Annotated in this window: 19 protein-coding genes; 13 read left to right on the top strand and 6 right to left on the bottom strand. The window is 65.8% G+C overall.

The features are described from left to right. The first annotated feature begins 8 nt into the window (after positions 1-8). From H8F01_RS15825 to H8F01_RS15800, 6 genes are all read left to right on the top strand, one after another. Entirely contained in the window at positions 9-887 is an 879-nt protein-coding gene (locus tag H8F01_RS15825) for a MalM family protein (RefSeq protein ID WP_187056025.1), read from the top strand. Between the two features lie 35 nt (positions 888-922). Beyond that, entirely contained in the window at positions 923-1,237 is a 315-nt protein-coding gene (locus H8F01_RS15820) for a hypothetical protein (protein ID WP_187056024.1), read from the top strand. 25 nt (positions 1,238-1,262) lie between these two features. After that, positions 1,263-2,051 carry an SDR family oxidoreductase gene (locus tag H8F01_RS15815; RefSeq protein WP_187056023.1) on the top strand — a complete coding sequence of 263 codons (789 nt, stop codon included), beginning with the start codon at positions 1,263-1,265 and terminating at the stop codon, positions 2,049-2,051. Between the two features lie 96 nt (positions 2,052-2,147). Next, a complete protein-coding gene (locus tag H8F01_RS15810; protein WP_187056022.1) occupies positions 2,148-3,599 on the top strand; it encodes an aldehyde dehydrogenase in 1,452 nt (483 codons plus the stop codon). 10 nt (positions 3,600-3,609) lie between these two features. After that, complete coding sequence (gene can / locus H8F01_RS15805) at positions 3,610-4,278, top strand: carbonate dehydratase (protein WP_187056021.1); 669 nt, start codon at positions 3,610-3,612, stop codon at positions 4,276-4,278. After that, complete coding sequence (locus H8F01_RS15800; RefSeq protein WP_187056020.1) at positions 4,275-4,694, top strand: RidA family protein; 420 nt, start codon at positions 4,275-4,277, stop codon at positions 4,692-4,694. Before can ends, H8F01_RS15800 begins: the two co-directional genes overlap by 4 nt. Before the next feature lie 135 nt (positions 4,695-4,829). Here H8F01_RS15800 and H8F01_RS15795 read toward each other — a convergent pair whose 3' ends face one another. The 4 genes from H8F01_RS15795 to H8F01_RS15780 form a co-directional block, all read right to left on the bottom strand. Continuing rightward, the gene (locus H8F01_RS15795; protein ID WP_187056019.1) at positions 4,830-5,087 is read right to left on the bottom strand and encodes a hypothetical protein; all 258 of its coding nucleotides are present in this window, start codon (positions 5,085-5,087) and stop codon (positions 4,830-4,832) included. A gap of 195 nt (positions 5,088-5,282) precedes the next feature. Next, on the bottom strand, positions 5,283-6,065 hold the full coding sequence (hutG, locus tag H8F01_RS15790) for an N-formylglutamate deformylase (protein WP_187056018.1): 783 nt from the start codon (positions 6,063-6,065) through the stop codon (positions 5,283-5,285). A 43-nt stretch (positions 6,066-6,108) separates the two neighbouring features. Continuing rightward, positions 6,109-7,455 carry a glutathione-disulfide reductase gene (gorA, locus tag H8F01_RS15785; RefSeq protein WP_187056017.1) on the bottom strand — a complete coding sequence of 449 codons (1,347 nt, stop codon included), beginning with the start codon at positions 7,453-7,455 and terminating at the stop codon, positions 6,109-6,111. Positions 7,456-7,479: 24 nt separating this feature from the next. Beyond that, entirely contained in the window at positions 7,480-8,739 is a 1,260-nt protein-coding gene (locus H8F01_RS15780) for an NAD(P)/FAD-dependent oxidoreductase (RefSeq protein WP_187056016.1), read from the bottom strand. 85 nt (positions 8,740-8,824) lie between these two features. Here H8F01_RS15780 and H8F01_RS15775 point away from each other — a divergent pair, with 85 nt between their 5' ends. The 4 genes from H8F01_RS15775 to H8F01_RS15760 all read left to right on the top strand — a co-directional run bounded on the left by H8F01_RS15775 (position 8,825) and on the right by H8F01_RS15760 (position 11,894). Continuing rightward, the gene (locus tag H8F01_RS15775) at positions 8,825-10,144 is read left to right on the top strand and encodes a hypothetical protein (protein ID WP_187056015.1); all 1,320 of its coding nucleotides are present in this window, start codon (positions 8,825-8,827) and stop codon (positions 10,142-10,144) included. A gap of 95 nt (positions 10,145-10,239) precedes the next feature. After that, positions 10,240-10,812: a C40 family peptidase gene (locus H8F01_RS15770; protein WP_187056014.1), complete on the top strand. Its 573-nt coding sequence runs from the start codon at positions 10,240-10,242 to the stop codon at positions 10,810-10,812. Positions 10,813-11,003: 191 nt separating this feature from the next. Then, the gene (locus tag H8F01_RS15765) at positions 11,004-11,462 is read left to right on the top strand and encodes a MarR family winged helix-turn-helix transcriptional regulator (RefSeq protein WP_187056013.1); all 459 of its coding nucleotides are present in this window, start codon (positions 11,004-11,006) and stop codon (positions 11,460-11,462) included. Positions 11,463-11,465: 3 nt separating this feature from the next. Next, complete coding sequence (locus H8F01_RS15760; protein WP_187056012.1) at positions 11,466-11,894, top strand: organic hydroperoxide resistance protein; 429 nt, start codon at positions 11,466-11,468, stop codon at positions 11,892-11,894. Positions 11,895-13,302: 1,408 nt separating this feature from the next. On the opposite strand, the gene H8F01_RS15755 is transcribed toward H8F01_RS15760, so the two are convergent. Further along, the gene (locus H8F01_RS15755; RefSeq protein ID WP_187056011.1) at positions 13,303-13,788 is read right to left on the bottom strand and encodes an FKBP-type peptidyl-prolyl cis-trans isomerase; all 486 of its coding nucleotides are present in this window, start codon (positions 13,786-13,788) and stop codon (positions 13,303-13,305) included. 48 nt (positions 13,789-13,836) lie between these two features. Then, positions 13,837-15,081 carry an MFS transporter gene (locus H8F01_RS15750; protein ID WP_187056010.1) on the bottom strand — a complete coding sequence of 415 codons (1,245 nt, stop codon included), beginning with the start codon at positions 15,079-15,081 and terminating at the stop codon, positions 13,837-13,839. 139 nt (positions 15,082-15,220) lie between these two features. On the opposite strand from H8F01_RS15750, the gene H8F01_RS15745 reads away from it, so the two are divergent. The 3 genes from H8F01_RS15745 (at position 15,221) to H8F01_RS15735 (ending at position 18,124) form a co-directional block, all read left to right on the top strand. Continuing rightward, positions 15,221-15,877, top strand: a complete 657-nt coding sequence (locus tag H8F01_RS15745; RefSeq protein WP_187059328.1) for a class I SAM-dependent methyltransferase — start codon at positions 15,221-15,223, stop codon at positions 15,875-15,877. 134 nt (positions 15,878-16,011) lie between these two features. Next, positions 16,012-17,349: a DEAD/DEAH box helicase gene (locus tag H8F01_RS15740; RefSeq protein WP_187056009.1), complete on the top strand. Its 1,338-nt coding sequence runs from the start codon at positions 16,012-16,014 to the stop codon at positions 17,347-17,349. Positions 17,350-17,599: 250 nt separating this feature from the next. Next, a complete protein-coding gene (locus H8F01_RS15735) occupies positions 17,600-18,124 on the top strand; it encodes a hypothetical protein (protein ID WP_187056008.1) in 525 nt (174 codons plus the stop codon). Positions 18,125-18,153 lie beyond the last annotated feature (29 nt).

The raw sequence follows: 18,153 nt of genomic DNA, 5'->3' as shown, positions 1-18,153 counted from the left end.
GTCAAGTTATGCGCTACCGTCTTCTCGTCGCCACTGCCCTTTTCGTGTCCGCCGCCATGGCGGGCGGCTGCAGCGTGAAATCGCTGGTGCCGCCCAACCTGCGCGCGCCGGACAACGCCAACAGCAGCCTCGACCACGCGAAGAAGCAGCTGCAGCAGGCCACGCCCTGCTGCAGCACGTTCGCGGATTTCTCCTACCAGAACGCGCTGCCGTGGCAGCCCAAGAAGTTCGAGCTTGGCCCGGGCAGCATGGTGGCCAACCTCAATGGCGACCGCAGTTATTTCCTGAGCTTTGCGCTGCCGCGTGAAACGCAGACGCCCTACCGCGTGGCCGTGAAGTCCGAATTGAACGGCCGCTGGCTGCGTGCCAGCTATCTGTTCGCACCCACCGTGGTGGTGCTGGACGAGGCCTTCCAGCCGATCGACAGCAAGGACCTCAGCCTGTGCGAGCACATGGGCTGGACTGACGAAACCAGCGGCGCCTTCGGCAGCATGGACATCACCGACGAGCGTGCGCGCTATCTGGTGCTGTACAGCTCGGCCAAGCAGCAGGCCGGCAGCACCTACTGGGAGCAGTCGCCCGCGGCGTTTTCCGCCGAAGCCCCGGTGAAGATGGCCGCCGCAGGCACCTTCAAAGTGCCACACGGGCCGGATGGCACCGTGTGGGTTGGCCTGATGGACAAGACCTATCAGAACGCCGTGGACAGCGCGATCTGCGCCAAGCCTGAGCAAGGCAAGGGTGTGCTGAGTACGCTGCGCGAAGCCATTCCGCTGCCCGGCATCGGCACGGACACCGCCAAACCGGATGCGGGCAAACCCGCGGCAGCGCCGGGTGGCGCGAACAACACCAACGCCACGCAGACGACGGACGGCTCGGCCAAGAGCTGAGTCCCCGTCGGCAAACCCTCAACGACAGGCACGGCATGATCCAGCTCTATCTTTCGCTACTCCTGGCCGGCGTCGCCTGTTTCCTGCTGCACTTCGGTGCGCAGTACCGCATTGCGTCGCTGCTGCGCAGCCGCCATCCGAACGAGTGGAAGATCATCTCCGAAAGCGATGGTCAGCCCACCAACGCGGTGCGCACCTGGGTACGCCTGCAGCTGGCCCTGCGCTCGCCGGTGCTGCCCGCACTGGAAGACAACGCCGTCACCCGCTGGCGCTCCGCGTGGCGCTACAGTCTGTGGGCCGCGTGGCTGTGCTGGTTCGGCGCACTCGCCCTGCAGTACACCGCACGCTGATCTCTTTTCCGGACAGGAGCCGGCCATGCAACTGGATCTGAGCGGACGCCATGCACTGGTCTGCGGTGCCTCACAGGGCATCGGACGCGCCAGCGCGATCGAACTGGCCGAACTGGGCGCCAGCGTCACCCTGCTTTCGCGCTCGGCCGATGCACTCAATGCGGTCGCCGACAGCCTGCCCCGCAAGCACGGCCAGCAGCACCGCTGGTTCGCGGTGGACATGACGCAGACCGACAGCCTGCGCGACGCGCTGGCCAACATGGTGGCCGAGCACCCGCTCGAGATCCTGATCAACAACACCGGCGGCCCACCGGGCGGCCCGGCTCACACGGCCACCGCCGATGCGTTCGAGCTGGCGTTCCGCCAGCACCTGTTGGCCGGCCAGACGCTGGTGCAGGCCCTGCTGCCCGGCATGCGCGCCAGCGGCTATGGCCGCATCGTCAACGTGATTTCCACGTCGGTGAAAGAGCCCATCCCCGGGCTGGGCGTGTCCAACACCATCCGCGCTGCCGTGGCGAGCTGGGCCAAGACGCTGTCCGGCGAACTGGCTGCCGATGGCATCACGGTCAACAACGTGCTGCCCGGCTACACCCGCACCGCCCGCCTCGATGGCCTGCTCACCGCCCAGGCCCGCAGCAGCGGCCGCAGCGAGGAAGACATCGCCCAGGGCATGCTGGCAACCGTCCCGGCCCGCCGCTTTGGCGATGCCGAGGAAGTCGCTGCCGTGATCGCCTTCCTGTGCACGCCGGCCGCGGCCTACGTCAACGGCGTGAGCATCGCGGTGGACGGCGGCAGGACGCGTTCGCTGAGTTGAACGGCCCAGCGACGTTGTGGGAGCGCACCCGCCAACGCCCAACGCATACGCCCGCGTCCGGTGCAATTGGGGGCCTCAGGCCTTAAGCTTGCGCAGATGCCTACCCTGCGCCTCGCCAACCTGATCGACGGCCGCCTTTCGGCGCCACGCAACGATCAATGGCTGGACGTGTTCGAACCGGCTACCGGCCAGGTCTTCGCACACTGTCCCGATTCCTCTTCCGATGACGTCGCCGACGCCGTGGCCGCCGCCAGGCGTGCCGCGCCCGCCTGGGCCGCCACGCCGGCAGAGCAACGCGCCAACCTGCTGCACCGGCTGGCCAGCCTGGTCGAAGCACGCATGGACGAGTTCGTGGCGCTGGAATCGCGTGACAGCGGCAAACCGCTGGCCCAGGCGCGCAGCCTCGATATTCCGCGTGCCGTTTCCAACCTGCGTTTTTTCGCGGCCGCCATCATGGGCTGGAGCAGCGAATCGCACGCCATGGAAATGGGCGCGATCAACTACACGCTGCGCCAGCCGCTGGGCGTGGTGGGCTGCATCAGCCCGTGGAACCTGCCGCTGTATCTGTTCACCTGGAAGATCGCCCCGGCGCTGGCCAGCGGCAATACCGTGGTGGCCAAGCCTTCGGAAATCACGCCGTGCACGGCCGCCCTGCTGGGCGAGCTGAGCATTGAAGCGGGCTTTCCGCCCGGCGTGTTCAACATCGTGCAGGGACGCGGCCCCACGGTCGGCCAGGCCATCGTGGAACACGTGGCGGTGAAGGCCGTGTCCTTCACCGGCAGCACGCGCACCGGCGCGCAGATTGCCGCCGTCGCCGCACCGCAGTTCAAGAAGGTTTCGCTGGAGCTCGGTGGCAAGAATCCCGCCGTGGTGTTCGAAGACGCCGACCTCAGCGACGCCAACCTCGACACCATCGTGCGTTCGGGCTTCGCCAACCAGGGCGAGATCTGCCTGTGCGGGTCACGCCTGCTGGTCCAGCGCTCCATCGTCGATGCCTTCCGCGAACGTTATCTCGCCCGGGTGAAAGCGCTGCGTGTCGGCGACCCGAACGAAGCAGGCAGCGATCTCGGCGCGCTGGTATCGCGCGACCACTTCGACAAGGTGATGGGCTGCATCGCCACGGCACGTGAGGAAGGTGGCCGCATCCTTTGCGGCGGCGAGTCCGTGAACGTGGAAGGACGCTGTGGCAACGGCTGGTTCGTTGCACCGACTGTCATCGAAGGCCTGGGCAGTGACGCTGCCACCAACCAGCACGAGATCTTTGGGCCGGTGGTCACGCTGATTCCGTTCGAGGACGAAGCCGAAGCGCTCGCCACCGCCAACGGTACGGGTTATGGCCTGGCCGCCTCGGTGTGGACGCGCGACCTGTCGCGCGCGCACCGCTTCGGCGCCCAGCTTGATTTCGGCATCGTGTGGACCAACTGCTGGCTGCTGCGCGACCTGCGCACGCCGTTCGGTGGCACCAAACAATCCGGCCTCGGCCGCGAAGGCGGCGCCGATGCGCTGCGCTTCTTCACCGAGCCGAAAAACATCTGCATTCGCTATTGAGGACGCCGCCGTGAAAAGCCCTCTCCAAAACCTGCTCGACAGCAACCGCCAGTGGTCCGCCGCCGTCCGTGACCAGGATCCGCGCTTCTTCGAGCGCCTTGCCGAACAACAGGCGCCCAAGTACCTGTGGATCGGCTGCTCCGATTCGCGCGTGCCCGCCACGCAGATCGTGGACCTGCCGCCGGGCGACATCTTCGTGCAGCGCAACGTCGCCAACGTGGTGTCGCACACCGACCTGAACTGCCTGAGCACCATCCAGTTCGCGGTGGACGTGCTCAAGGTCGAGCACATCATCGTGGTGGGCCACTATGGCTGCGGTGGCGTGCAGGCGGTGCTGGACGACCGCCGCCTTGGCCTGGTCGACAACTGGTTGCGCCACGTGGCCGATGTCGCGCAGAAGCACAAATCGCTGCTCACCTCCATCGACCTGATGAACCTGCGCAACGCGCGCCTGTGCGAACTCAACGCGATGGAACAGGTAGTCAATGTGTGCCACACCACGATGGTGATGGATGCTTGGGAGCGCGGCCAGAAACTCTCCGTGCATGCGTGGTGCTACAGCCTGTTCGACGGTCACGTGAACGACCTGGGCATGCACGTGAGTTCACGCGAAGGGCTGCTGCCCGCTTACGAGCATGCGTTCCAGCGCCTGGGCACCCTGCCCGAGTTCAACCGGTGAGTGACGTCGTCCGCACCAACCAGGCGCCGGCGCCAGTAGGTGCGTACCCGCATGCCCGTCGCGTGGGGCACCTGCTGTTTCTCTCCGGCGTGGGTCCACGCACGCCGGGCAGCAATGTCATTCCCGGCAACGTCCATGACGGTGACGGCAAGCTCGTCGGCTACGACATCGAGGCGCAGTGTCGCCAGGTGTTCGCCAACGTGCGCGCCGTGCTGGAAGCCAGCGGTGCGCGCTGGGAGGACCTGGTCGACGTCACCGTGTTCCTCACCGACATGGCGCGCGACTTCCCGGTCTACAACAAACTGTACGCCGAGTACTTCGCAGGCGTGGACGCCTGCCGTACCACGCTGGGCATCACGGCGCTGCCCACGCCCATTGCCATCGAGTTGAAGTGCGTCGCGGCCATCAAGGAGTGAGTTGAGAGGAGTGAGAGACGAGAGAAAGCACCAGCGTCTCTCTCACGCCATCTCTCACTACTCACTTCTCTTCACTCACTTCTCCAACAAAAAGCCCCGTCGCTCACGCGCCGGGGCTTTTTGCTGGGCCTCGCCTCAGTGGCTGGCTTCGGTCTGCGGCAGCGTGGACTTGGCCGTACGCTTGGCAGACTTGCTGCCCTTCTGCTTGGGCTGGCCGTTGTTCTTGCTGCTCTTGTCCTTCTTGTGGTGATGCGAAGTACTGGCCGGCGCGGCAGCAGCCGGTGCAGCCGACGGGGTCGCGGGCGCAGGCTGCGGAGCTGCGGCCTGGGCCAGCAGTGAACCGGAAACAGCCATACCCGCTACGAGCAGGGAAGCGATCGCGAACTTGCGCATGTGATAAGCCTCGACGTGTCTATCTGTTAACCGTCACGGACCCGGCCGGAACCCGGCAACGCGAGTGGCGCGACGGCTGAAACATCGCACGTTTTCCTATCGCCCGGAACCGCTTTTTCCCCTGCGGCGCGCCAGATTTCCCGCGCCCGCACCTTGACATTGCACGACCCTAACGACTGCCGAATTTACTTGCGGTCAACCAACGCAAAGCGCCAGCAGGCGCGCGATGGTTTCCTGCACCTGCACGGCGCGATCCTCGGCATACGCGAAGCTGTCTTCATCCATGTAGTTGAGCTGCGACAGCTCCAGTTGCACGGCCTGCACGCCTTTTTCCGGCTGCCCGTAATGGCGCGTGATGTAACCGCCCTTGAAGCGGCCATTGACCACGAAGCTGTAGCGCGACTGGGTTTCCAGCACGTCCTTGAGCTTCTGCTGCAGCGCTGCCGAACAACTCGCGCCCTCGGCCGTACCCAGGTTGAAGTCGGGCAACTGCCCTTCGAACAGCATGGGCACGCGACTGCGGATGGAATGCCCATCCCACAGCACCACGCGGCCATGCTCCGCCCGAAGGCGACCAAGTTCTTGCGACAACGCATCGTGATACGGACGCCAGTACGTGTTTACCCGGCGTTGCATTTCTTCCGCCGTGGGCTCGGCACCATCGAGGTACAGCGGCTCGCCATCGAACCCGATGGTGGAGACCAGCCCGGTTTCGCGCTTGCCCGGGTAAAGCGCATGGCCGTCGGCAGGACGATTGAGGTCCACCACGTAGCGCGATGCCATCGGACGAATGACGCTGGCGCCCAGCGCCCTGGCGAGCGGCTCATACAGCCGCCCCACGTGCCAGTCGGTGTCGACCGAACGCCGTGCATCGGGGCGCATGCGCGCAGCGATGTCGTCGGGAATGTGGCTGCCATCGTGCGGCAGGCTGATCAGCAGCGGCGCGCTGCCGCGATGAAGCACGTAGGTGTCGGTCATCGCCCGAGTTTAGCGCGACCGGCGCAAGGCCGATGCCAGTGCATCAACTCATCAGCACCAGCTCTTCGGCCGAACTCGGGTGGATCGCCACCGTGGCGTCGAGATCCCGCTTGCGCAGACCCATCTTCATCGCCACGGCGAAGCCCTGCAGCATCTCGTCGGCACCACTACCCAGCACGTGGATGCCAACCACGCGCTCGTCAGCGCCTTCGCAGACGATTTTCATCAGGCTCTGCTGCTTGCGCCCACCCACCGCCCACGGCAGCGGCGTAAAGGCCGCGCGGTAGATGCGCACCTGATCACCGTGGAACTGACGCGCCTGCGCCTCGGTAAGCCCGACCCGTGCAATCGGCGGCTCGGCAAACACCACGCTGGGAATGTTGTCGTAGTCGAGCCGGCTGTCCGGCAGACCGCCAAACAGCCGATCGGCCAGGCGACGCCCTGCCGCCACGGCAACCGGCGTGAGTTCGGGACGCTCGGTGACGTCGCCCACGGCGAAGATGCCGTCGATATTCGTGTTCTGCCAGGCATCCGTAACGATGCGTCCGTTTTGATCCCTGTTCACGCCGGCGGCGTCGAGATCCAGCCGGTCACTGTTGGGTTCACGACCAATCGCCCACAACACGGCGTCGTAAGGACCGTTCGACCCGTTGACGGCGTCATCGACCATGATGGCGTCGCCTTCGCGGTGCAGCCCGGTCACCTCCACCTGGCGCATAAGCCGGACACCCGCATCCACCATGCGGCGGTCCAGCCCGTCCACCAGTTCCTCGTCGAAGTCGGTGAGCATGCGATGGCGCACATGCAGCGTCACCTCGCAGCCCAGCGCATGAAGCAGGCCGGCGAATTCCACCGCGATGTAACCGCCGCCGATCACCGCCATGCGCCGCGGCAGCGAACGCAGGGAAAACATGTCGTCCGACACCATGCCCAGCTCGAAGCCAGGCAGCTCAAGCCGGCGCGGGCGCCCTCCGGTGGCAATCACGATACGCCCAGAGCGCAGTTCTTCACCGCAGGCCGTGGCCACGGTATCGGCGGAAACGAAGCGTCCGGTCTCGGTGTAGAGCTCGATGCCCACATCCGCCAGACGCGCGGCGTAACGTCCCCGAATGCCGTCGATGTAGTGCTGGCGCAGCTGGCGGAAGTGTTCCCAGTCGAGCGGGCCGGGGGTGGAGGCAAAGCCATAGTCGAGCGCCAGCTGCTGCCCCAGCGCGAGCTGGCCGGCATACCACAGCGCCTTCTTCGGCACGCACCCCACGTTGACGCAGGTGCCTCCCAGCGCACCGGGCTCCAGCAGAGCCACGCGCGCACCGTGGTGCGCGGCGCGAAAAGCCGTGGCCAAACCTCCCGAACCACCGCCCAGCACGATCAGGTCAAACGTTTCGGCCATGCCGTTCTCCTGCTTGCATAAGGCTTACACGCCAAAGCGCGAGGGCGCATAAGGCGTGGGATCGAGCACCGTGGTGCCACCGCGCAGCATCGATGCCACCAGTTCGCCGGTGGCGGCGGACATGCTGACGCCCAGCATGCCGTGCGCCGTCGCCAGCATCAGGTTGGACCAGCGCGAACTCGGCCCGATGATCGGCACTTCGTCCTCGCTCATCGGTCGCCAGCCCCACCATTCTTCCTTCAGTTCCGGCCCCTCGGGCACGTGCAGCCCCTGCGCCGCACCGCGACGCAGCGCGTCCAGGCGCGTGCGATTGAGCCCCTCGGCATAACCGGAGAACTCCATGGTGCTGCCCAGCCGGAAACCGCTCTCCCAGGTGGTGACGCACACCGCCGGCTCGCGCAGCACCAGTGCATGGCGCGGCGCCAGCGCCGGGCGCGAATAGGTAATGGAGTATCCCTTGCCCGGCTGCATCGGCAGGCGCAGGTCAAGTTGCCGTGCCAGCAGGGGCGACCAGGCGCCCAGTGCCATCACGACGCGATCGCCGTGGAATACACCGCGCGTGGTGCGCACGTGCGCGATACGATCTCCCTGCGTTCCGAACTGGTCGATGCGCGCGCCCGATTCGATGGTGCCGCCCATGGCCAGCACGCGTTGCGCGAGTTCGGCGGCGTAGCGATCCGGCCGCAGTCGCGCGTCGCCGGGATGGAACAGGCCACCGGTCACGCCGGGCTTCAGTGCAGGCTCCCTGGCCTCCACTTCGTCGCCACGCAGGCGCTCCACCGCCACGCCGAGCCGGTCGAGCACCTGCGCATGATGGCGTTCGTCCGCATGGAAGGCCCGCTCGGTACGGTAGACGTACAGCTCGCCTTCCTCGCCGAACTCGCAGTCGAACTGCTCATCGCGGACCAGCGCCGCCAGCAGCCCGCGTGAGCGTTGCAGCATGGCCGAACGCGCCTGCGCGGCATGTTCGAAATCGCGCCAGTTGCAGTGACGCGCAAAGCCCAGCAACCAGCGAAAGCGGGGGCCATCGAAGCGGGGGTTGAGGTAGAGCGGCGCGTCGGCCCGGAGCATCGAGCGCATGGCCACGCCCAGCACGCCCGGCATGGCCAGGGGCGCCGCATGACTGGGGGTGATCGTTCCACAATTGCCGTGCGAACTGCCGCAACCCGGGGTACCCTGCTCCAGCACGCGCACGGTAGCCCCGGACTTCAGCAGGTAGTAAGCACAGGCCAGGCCGATAACGCCGCCGCCAAGAATCAGCACATCACTGCGTGAAGCATCCATCGGCTTATTGTAGCGTTGCCAAGGCGATTCCCGACTTCAAGGACTCAGTGCGATGGACGCGTCAGAGATGAGGTCCGGCAGGTGGATGTCCGAACGGTACCTGGCGCTGATATTCGCGTCGATGGCCGCCGCATGGATGCCCACGGCTTGGGCGCAGAAGGCCCCGCCACCGACGCAGTCGACTGCCGCACCTGAAGCGCCGGCCAGGGCGTCGTCCGACACGGCAGTGAATCGCGACCTGTTTACCGAAACGGCGCACCTGAAGAACGACCTGGCGCGCTACAAGTACCTGCGCGAGGTGATGCCCGAACTCACCCGTGATGATCGTTTGATCGACCAGCAACTGCTTGCCACGGTGGAAGACGAACTGGGCTTGTACGACGAGGCCATGCTCGACTTCCCGTTCGACAACCGCGTGCAGACGCCGGTGACGATGCCCTCGCCCGCCGACTGGACGCCGGCCGACGCGGCGACGGAAATCGCCAAGCTCGCCACCGACCGTCGCATCGTGATGGTCAATGAAGCACACCACGATGCGCACACCCGCGAACTGACCCTGGCCCTGCTGCCCAAGCTGCGCGCCGAGGGCTTTACCTATTTCGCCGCCGAAGCCCTGGGCAACAGCGACACCGACCTGATGAAGCGCGGCTACCCGGTTCTCAGCAGCGGCAGCGAGTACCTGCACGAACCGATCTACGGCCAGATCATCCGCGAAGCAATCCGCCTGGGCTTCAAGGTGGTGGCCTATGAATCGGATGCCGACGCGCTGGCCGATCGTGAGGCAGGCCAGGCGCAGCTGCTCTACAACCAGGTGTTCAAGGTGGACCCCAAGGCGCGCCTGTTCGTACACGCCGGCTACGCGCACATCGACAAGGCCGTGGGCAACCTTGGCAAGACCATCCGCCCGATGGCGATGCAGCTGAAACAGCTCACCGGGTTCGACCCGCTGTCCGTCGACCAGACGCGCTGGCGCGACATCGGGCCGATGCCGAAAAAAGACCTCTACAACCAGTTGATCGCGGCCTTCCCGGTGGACCGGCCGTCGGTGCTGCTAAGCCGCCAGAACGGCAGCGTGTGGGCGTCCGATCCGGACCGCCACGATGTCGATGTGATCCTGCCGCCGTCCGGCCACCAGCGGCGCCCCCATTGGCTGTCACTGGATAACACCCGACAGACCCGCGTGATCTCCAGCGAAATCTGCCAGCGACAACTCCCCTGCGTGGTCGAAGCGCGCTACGCCAGCGAGAGCGACGATGCCGTCCCGGCGGACCGCTACGTATTCCTGACCGACGACAGCATGAATTCGCTCTATCTGTGGCCGGGGGATTACCGGATCACCGCCCGCGACCGCGAGGGTCGCAAGCTGAGCGAGCGCCGCCTCACCGTGGACAAGCCGAGTTCGTGACAGCCGGCGATCCCACTTACAGCGATCACTCACGACTTTCTTCCAACTTGTTGATTTGATAACCTCGGGCTCGTCTCAAGCACAGGGGATACGAGATGCGCCCGCAGTTTGCCGTTCCTGCCGATCACCGGTTGGGGTCCTGGCGTACGGCACGCCATGCGCTGCTCGTGTCCATCCTGCTGATGCTCGCCGCCTGCTCCAGCGGCAACCGCCGCCCCGAGCCCACCTATAAGGATTCGCGCTCGTCGCTGGCCAACCTCCCGGCACGCGCACCGGCAGGCGCCACCGGCACCGCCAATGACGTGCTGTTCCGCGCCATCGCCCTGGTCGGCACCCCCTATCGCTGGGGTGGCAACACGCCGGACGGCGGCTTCGACTGCAGCGGGCTGGTCGACTACATCTACCGCAATGCCGCCGGGCTCAACCTGCCCCACAGTTCCCGCGAGATGTCGCAGATGGATGGCGCGCGGGTGCGACAGATGACCGACCTGGTCAGCGGCGACCTGGTGTTCTTCGGCGGCACCACCGGCGTGAGCCATGTAGGCGTCTACGTGGGCAAGGGCCGCTTTGTGCATGCGCCCAACAGCGGCGGCACGGTGCGGCTGGACGACATCGACGGCCCTTACTGGCGCGATCACTTCGCCTTCGGCAAGCGCCTGCTGGACTGATCTGTCCTGCGCCTTCGCGGTGCCAGGCATAGCCAGCTAGACCTGCACTTCACCGTCCCGGGCGCAGCCTCGGGACCCTTCCTGTTGGCAGTCAGCCCCTGCCTCCCCAAGAGACCTCTTAGGCTCCGCCTATCCTTTCGATTGAGAAATTGAATTGTACACAATTTAATTTTGCGCTTAGGATTTAACTCATGAACCGGACGCCCACCCCCAACCACCTCCTGCTCGACCAGCAACTGTGCTTTGCGCTGTACGCCGCGTCCCGCTCGGTGACCAGCCTGTACCGGCCGCTGCTGGAACCGCTGGGGCTCACCTACCCGCAGTACCTGGTGATGCTGGTGCTGTGGGAACAGGACGGGCTGACCGTGCGCGAACTTGGCCAGCGCCTCCAGCTGGACTCCGGCACCCTCACCCCCCTGCTCAAGCGCCTGCAGACGGCGGAGCTGGTGACCCGGCAACGCCGCGCCGAAGACGAGCGCGAAGTGGATATCCGCCTTACCGACGTTGGCCTCGCCCTGCGGGAAAAGGCCAGCGGCATCCCCGAATGTCTCGCCCAGTGCATGCAGCTGTCACTCGACCAGATGCAAGGCCTGCGCGATGAACTGAAACGACTCACCCGACAGATCCAACTCTCCCAACGCGAGGACTGAACCATGAACATCAGCAAGATTCTCTACACCGCCACCGCCACCGTTCACGGCGGCCGCGAAGGTCACGCCAAGAGCGACGACGGCGTGCTCGACCTGCAGCTGGTCGTGCCCAAGGGCCTGGGTGGCCCGGGCGGCAACGGCAGCAACCCGGAACAGCTGTTCGCCGCCGGCTATGCAGCCTGCTTCGAAGGCGCCGTGCGCTTCGTCGCCCGCCAGCAGGGCGTGACCCTGAAGGACGCCTCGGTTACCGCACACGTGGGCATCGGCCCGCGCGAACCGACCGGTTTCGGCATCGCCGTGAAGCTGGAAGTGAACCTGCCGGGCATCGACCGCGCCGTAGCGCAGGAACTGGTCGACACCGCCCATCGCGATATCTGCCCGTATTCGCATGCGACGCGTGGCAATGTGGATGTGGAGATTTCGCTGGTCTGATTGCTTGATCGCGGAAACGATGACGGCGCCGTTGTGGCGCCGTTGTTGTTGATGGGTTGTTGGGCGGATGAGGCTTGCTTCGGCGTATCGATCCGTCATGCCGGCGCAGGCCGGTATCCGGTGACTTTGCTTTGGGTCTTCGCCTCGGCTGTTCCCGCGACCGGGTCGCTTACGCAGCGGGCGTTCCGACCTCCTGCCGGAGGCCGGGTCACTTTCTCTTGCTTGCCCAAGAGAAAGTAACCAAAGAGAAAGGCACCCCCATCGCGGCGCTGGCCGGTGGAGCCGGCCAATCCGTGAGGGGCGGCCGGGCTTTTCGACAGGACTTCCATGTCCTGTCGAAAAGGGATCGGCATCCTTGCCGATCCCCCTGCGGGCCTGTCGTCCGCCCCTCACCGCCGCTCAAGGGGTCGGGTAGGTCAAAAGCTGGAGCCAGAGCCGAAGGCTCGTGCAGCTGCGCTGCACATCGCGTCGTATGCGCGGTGGCGTATCGCGTGCTGCCTTATCTTGTCGGTGGGAGCGAACCCTGTTCGCGACTCGTGCCACTGCACTGCACATGGAGTCTCTCGCCGTGACGCCGTATCCGGCGCGGGCTTCTCTGTAGGAGCGCACCTTGTGCGCGACCACCTGACGGAGCGGTATCGACATGGCGCTGCGGTCGCGCACAAGTGCGCTCCTACACGGGGTGTCTTGCACCGTGTGAAGTCTGTTTCTCTCTCACCTCAGTGCTCAGCCCAGTCCTCTCCCGAACGGGAGAGGACGAGCGACAGGTGATGTTCAACGTGAACACCCTAGGGGCATGGAAGGATGTGCCGCAAAGCGGCACGAGGTTCCGCGTTAAGTCCTCAGCGCTTCGGCGCGTTGCGAAGCGCTTGGAAGTACCCGCTGTGTAGAGGCGGAGGTTGCCAAGCAACAACGTTCCTCAGCCGTTCGGGCTTATCCCATCGGCATGCTGCCAGCCTTTAAGGCCATTTTCTTTGGGTTACTTTTCTTTTGGGCCAGCAAAAGAAAAGTGACTCGGCCTCCGGCAGGAGGTCGAAACGCCCCCGCGGCGTACGCGGCAACCTGGCGCCTGCGTGACTACCGAAGGCAGAGAGCAAAGTCACCGGATCCCAACTCGACCAGCCCTCCGGCGGTTGAAAAGCGCCTCGCTGGAATGACGGTCAAAAGAATGCAGCGGTGGGTCGATAACCGACCGCTACGGAAACTGGACCCCGGCTTGCGCCGGGATGACGGATAGCAGCGGTGCGGCGAGCACCCACCCCTCACCCCAACCCTCTACCCGGCGGGGAGAGGGAGTAAAACGGTCTCGCCTCGCCCTGCACCAGCGCAACCATTCCAGCCAAGAAAAAAGCCGCCCCTTCCGGAGCGGCTTTCCAAACCACATCCATCCCCCAAGGGACAGAAAAAATCAGTGAGCCTCGGCACCCGGCGGATGCGCATGACCGTGCGCAATCTCTTCCTCGGTACCGTCACGCACTTCATTGATCGTCACGTCGAAGTTGAGCGTCTTGCCGGCCATCGGATGGTTCAGATCCACGTCCACCGTGCTCATGCCCACCTTCTGCACCACCACCACGCGGTGGCCTCCTTCCTTCAGCGCCAGCACCGTGCTCATGCCCGGCTTCAGCTTGGCGGACTGCTGGAAGTACTTCTTCGGCACGCGCTGGGTCATGCCTTCCTGGCGCTCGCCGTAACCGTCGGCCGGGGCGATTTCGACCTGCAGGTTCTCGCCCGCTTCGCGGTCTTCCAGCGCCTTTTCCAGGCCCGGGATCAGCTGGCCGTGGCCCAGCAGAATCCACAGCGGCTCGTTGCGATCGAGGGAGCTCTCGACCTTTTCACCGTCCACCGTCAGCGTGTAGTGGAGCGAGATGACCTTGTCCTTGCCAGCCTTCATTGCATGTCTCGTGATGGATCAAACCCCCGATTCTAGCAGCCTGCCCGGCTACTCGCCCGTGCCGGCCCCGGCCCGGCCGAAGCGCACGCCCCGGGCCTCCGGGCCCACCCAGGCCAGAAAGGCCAGCAGCAACGCCACGGCGGCAATCCACACCGACATGGCGAAGGCCAGGTCCCCACCGCGCCAGTCGGCGATCCAGTGCTGGGCGTTGGCCGTCACGGCGGCCAGCAGGTTGCCGGTCTGGTAGGCAAAGCCGGGCAGCGTGCCGCGCATGCCCTCGGGCGCCAGCTCGTTCAGATGGGTGGGCACCACGCCCCAGGCGCCCTGCACCATCACCTGGACCAGGAAGGCGCCCAGCGCCAGCGCCGTCAGCGAGCTGCCGTACATCCATAGCGGGATGACCGGAATGGCCAGCAGCGCGGCCAGAATGATGGTACGGCGGCGGCCCATGCGTTCGGACAGTGCGCCGAAAAACAGGCCGCCCACCAGCGCGCCCAGGTTGAGCATGGCCACCAGCATGAAAGCCGCGCCGGACCCGGTCGGCAGGTGCAGGCTTTCCTCTTCGAAGGTGTGGTACAGGTCCTGCGAGCCGTGGCTGAACATGTTGAACGCCATCATCAGCACCATCAGGTAGATGGCCAGTTTCCAGTGGCCCCGCATGGCTTCGAAAAGGCCTTTCTTCTGCGGCGAGGCACGCTCCTGCTGCCATACCTCGGACTCAGGCACGGTGCGGCGGATGTACAGCACCAGCAGCGCCGGCAAGGCGCCCACCACGAACAGGCCGCGCCAGCCGATGTGGTCCACCAGCAGCCAGTTCACCAGTGCACCCAGGAAGAAGCCCACCGGATAACCGCTCTGCAGCAGGCCCGACACGACGCCGCGCGCCTTGGCCGGAATGGACTCCATCGCCAGCGACGCGCCGATGCCCCACTCGCCGCCCATGGCGATGCCGAACAGGAAGCGCAGCACCAGCAACATGGTGAGCGAGGTGGAGAACGCCGTTGCGAGCTCGAACACCGAAAACAGGATCACGTCGAGCATGAGGATGGGGCGTCGCCCGTAACGGTCGGCCAGCCGTCCAAACAACAGTGCGCCCAACGGACGCGCGGCCAGCGTGAGGAACAGGCCGGTGATCACGTGACCGGTGTCAGAATGGAATTCCTTCGCCACGGCGACGATCACGAAGGTCAGCAGGAAATAATCAAAGGCATCCAGCGTCCAGCCCAGGAAGCTCGCCAGAACAGTGTGGCGCTGGGTGGTGGTGAGTTCCCGGAGGGGCGCGAACGGCGACATGAGTACTCCACGGTAAAGGTCGCGACCGCGCGGGCGGTGCACAGGGCGCCAAGCGAACCATCACCGTCGCCACAGCGCAAGGCCGACCATCGGCTTGCCTTCACGCCGTACAGGCATAAAGTGGGCTGACATGCCGACCATGGACACCGCCCTCTACCGCATTGCCGACTCCTACGATCACTGGCTCCAGCGCCGCTACATCAAAGGCAAGCTGGCCACGGATCCGGCGTATGCGGCGACGGCTGCGCTGGTGGAACACCGTCCCATGCCGCTGCTCGACATCGGTTGCGGCCTGGGCCTGCTCGGCCGCTACCTCCATGCGCGGGGCGCCGTAACGCGCTACCTCGGGGTGGACACCGATGTGCGCAAGATCGACGCCGGCCGCCGCGCACTCCACCTGTCCGGACTGGACGGCGCGCTGCAATTGCAACACGACGAAGGCGCGGCACATCAGCCGATACAGGGCCACGTGGCCCTGCTCGACGTGCTGCACTACCTGCCACGCGATGGCCAGCACGCGCTGCTGGACAACGCCGTGTCCCACCTTGCCCCGGGCGGCCGCCTGGTGATCCGCAATGTGCTGCGTGAACGCAGCTGGCGCTATGCGTTCACGCGCGTATCGGAGTTCTTCCTGGGCGCCAGTGGCTGGATGCGGGTGGGCGCCCAGTACTACCCCAGCGCGAGGGAGCTGCGGGCGCAGCTGGAAGGGGCCGGCCTGACGGTCAATATCCGTCCCCTGCACGGAAAAACCCCGTTTGACAGCTATCTGATCGTGGCCGAGCGCGGGCCGGGCTGAACCGATCCTTGGGCGCGCCAGGCAGGTTGACGGCGTTTACGCTATACTCATGGGGCACGACCTTGCGTCGTCCCCCTCCCCTTGAATAATGCAACACGGTTCTTGAACGCTCCGGGTTGCGCCTGGAGCTTCCCATGTCGTTTGAATCGTTGGGCCTTGGGCCTGCGTTGTTGCGTGCGCTCGCCGAACAGGGCTACGCCGAACCTACCCCCATTCAGGCTGCTGCCATTCCGGTAGTGCTGGAAGGTGGCGACCTGCTCGCCGCCGCCCAGACCGGTACCGGCAAGACCGCCGCCTTCTCGCTGCCGCTGCTGCATCACCTGTCACACGGTGCCCCGGCCGGCACGCGCCGTCCGCGCGCGCTCGTGCTGACGCCGACCCGTGAACTTGCCGCGCAGGTGCATGACAACCTGCGTGGCTACGGCAAGCACCTGCGCATCACCAGCACGACCATCTTCGGTGGCGTCAGCATGGGCCCGCAGATGCAGGCGCTGCGTCGCGGCGTGGACGTCGTCATTGCCACGCCGGGCCGCCTGATCGATCACATGCAGCAGCGTTCGCTGGACCTGTCCGGCATCGAAGTGCTGGTGCTGGACGAAGCCGACCGCATGCTCGACATGGGCTTCCTGCCGGCGCTCAAGCGCATCCTTGCCGCGCTGCCGAAGCGTCGCCAGACCCTCCTGTTCTCCGCCACCTTCGCACCGCCGATCAAGGCGCTCGCCATGCAGTTCATGCATGAGCCGCGCGAAGTGTCGGTGACGCCGCCCAACTCGGTCGCCACTACCGTCACGCATCATGTGCATCCGGTGGATGCGGCCAAGAAGCGCGACCTGCTGCTGCACGTGCTGTCGCAGGACAGCCGCCGCCAGACGCTGGTGTTCAGCCGCACCAAGCACGGCGCCGACAAGTTGGTCACGTACCTGGGTGTCGCCGGCATACGTGCCGCCGCCATCCATGGCAACAAGAGCCAGAACGCGCGCACGCGTGCACTGAGCGATTTCAAGAGCGGCCGCGTCACCGTGCTGGTGGCGACCGACATCGCCGCGCGCGGCATCGATATCGACCAGTTGCCCATCGTCATCAACTTCGACCTGCCGATGGTGGCCGAAGACTATGTGCACCGCATTGGCCGTACCGGCCGCGCCGGCGCCGACGGCATGGCCGTGTCGCTGGTGAGCCATGAGGAATCAGGCCTGCTGCGCGACATCCGCAAGCTGCTCAAGACGGACATCGCGGTCAGCGACGTGCCGGGCTTCGAGCCCTCGCACCCGCTGCGTACCGATGCCAATGCACCCAAGCCGGCTCAGGGTCAGCGCCAGCCGCGTCCGGGTCGTCCGCAGGGCCAGAGCCGCCCGCAGGGCTCGCATCGCCCGCATGGCCACACGGGTGGTCACGGCCACGGTGGCGGCGATCGCCCCGCCGAAGGCAACCGCAAGCGTCAGCGTCGCCGTCGCCCCGCCGCGAAGGCCTGATCGAACGACGTAGCACGATGGCGCCGTTCACGGCGCCATCGCATGACCGTGTTTCCCCGGAAATGCCTTGTACGGCTCCGGTTAACCACCTGGCACGCCATGCTGCCCTGCGTTAATCCTGCGTCGGGGCAACTGTGCGAATGTGTCCGGGAGGGTCGGCCAGCGGGGTCGCCTCGCCTGGCCCGGACAAACCACTCGCCCATGCAGGACGAGGTTGGCCGGTGCGCCACTGCAGCCACGGAGAAACAACATGCGCAGCGAACGGTCCCGTCCCCTGATGATCAGCCTGGCACTGCTCGCCGTTGTTGCGGTTATCGCCACCATCGCCATTCCAGGCTGGCGCAATCACCGCATTTCCGGACACCTCGACGAGGCCCTGCGCGCGGGTGAAGCGGCGAAGCTGGTGGTGATGGAAGCGGCCACGGTACGCGGCGGCCTGAACCGGCTGCAGCCTGGCGACCTCAACTTCAACGCCACGGCGGCGCTGAACGCCTATACCTCGAAGATCGACATCTCCGAAAGCGGCCGCATCACCATCGCCACCAAGGACACCGGCGCCACAACCGATCCGGTCTTCCTGCTGACGCCCATCGATGGTTCCGCCAGCGGCGGCAGCCCCACGCTGAGCTGGAGTTGCGACATCATTTCCGGCAGTGGGCAATGGATGCCGGAACATTGCACGCGGCCTGCCATGGCGCCACCGCCTGTCATACCCGCCCCGGTGAACTCGCAAACACCTGCGCCGGCCCCTGCGGGCACCACCGCAAAAAACTGAGCCGCAGCACACTCGCAGCACCCAGACGC

The organism is Dyella telluris (genome assembly GCF_014297575.1).
Classification (GTDB): Bacteria; Pseudomonadota; Gammaproteobacteria; order Xanthomonadales; family Rhodanobacteraceae; genus Dyella; species Dyella telluris.
The sequence above is the reverse complement of the archived record's forward strand: the minus strand, read 5'-3'. Positions and strand labels throughout refer to the sequence as shown.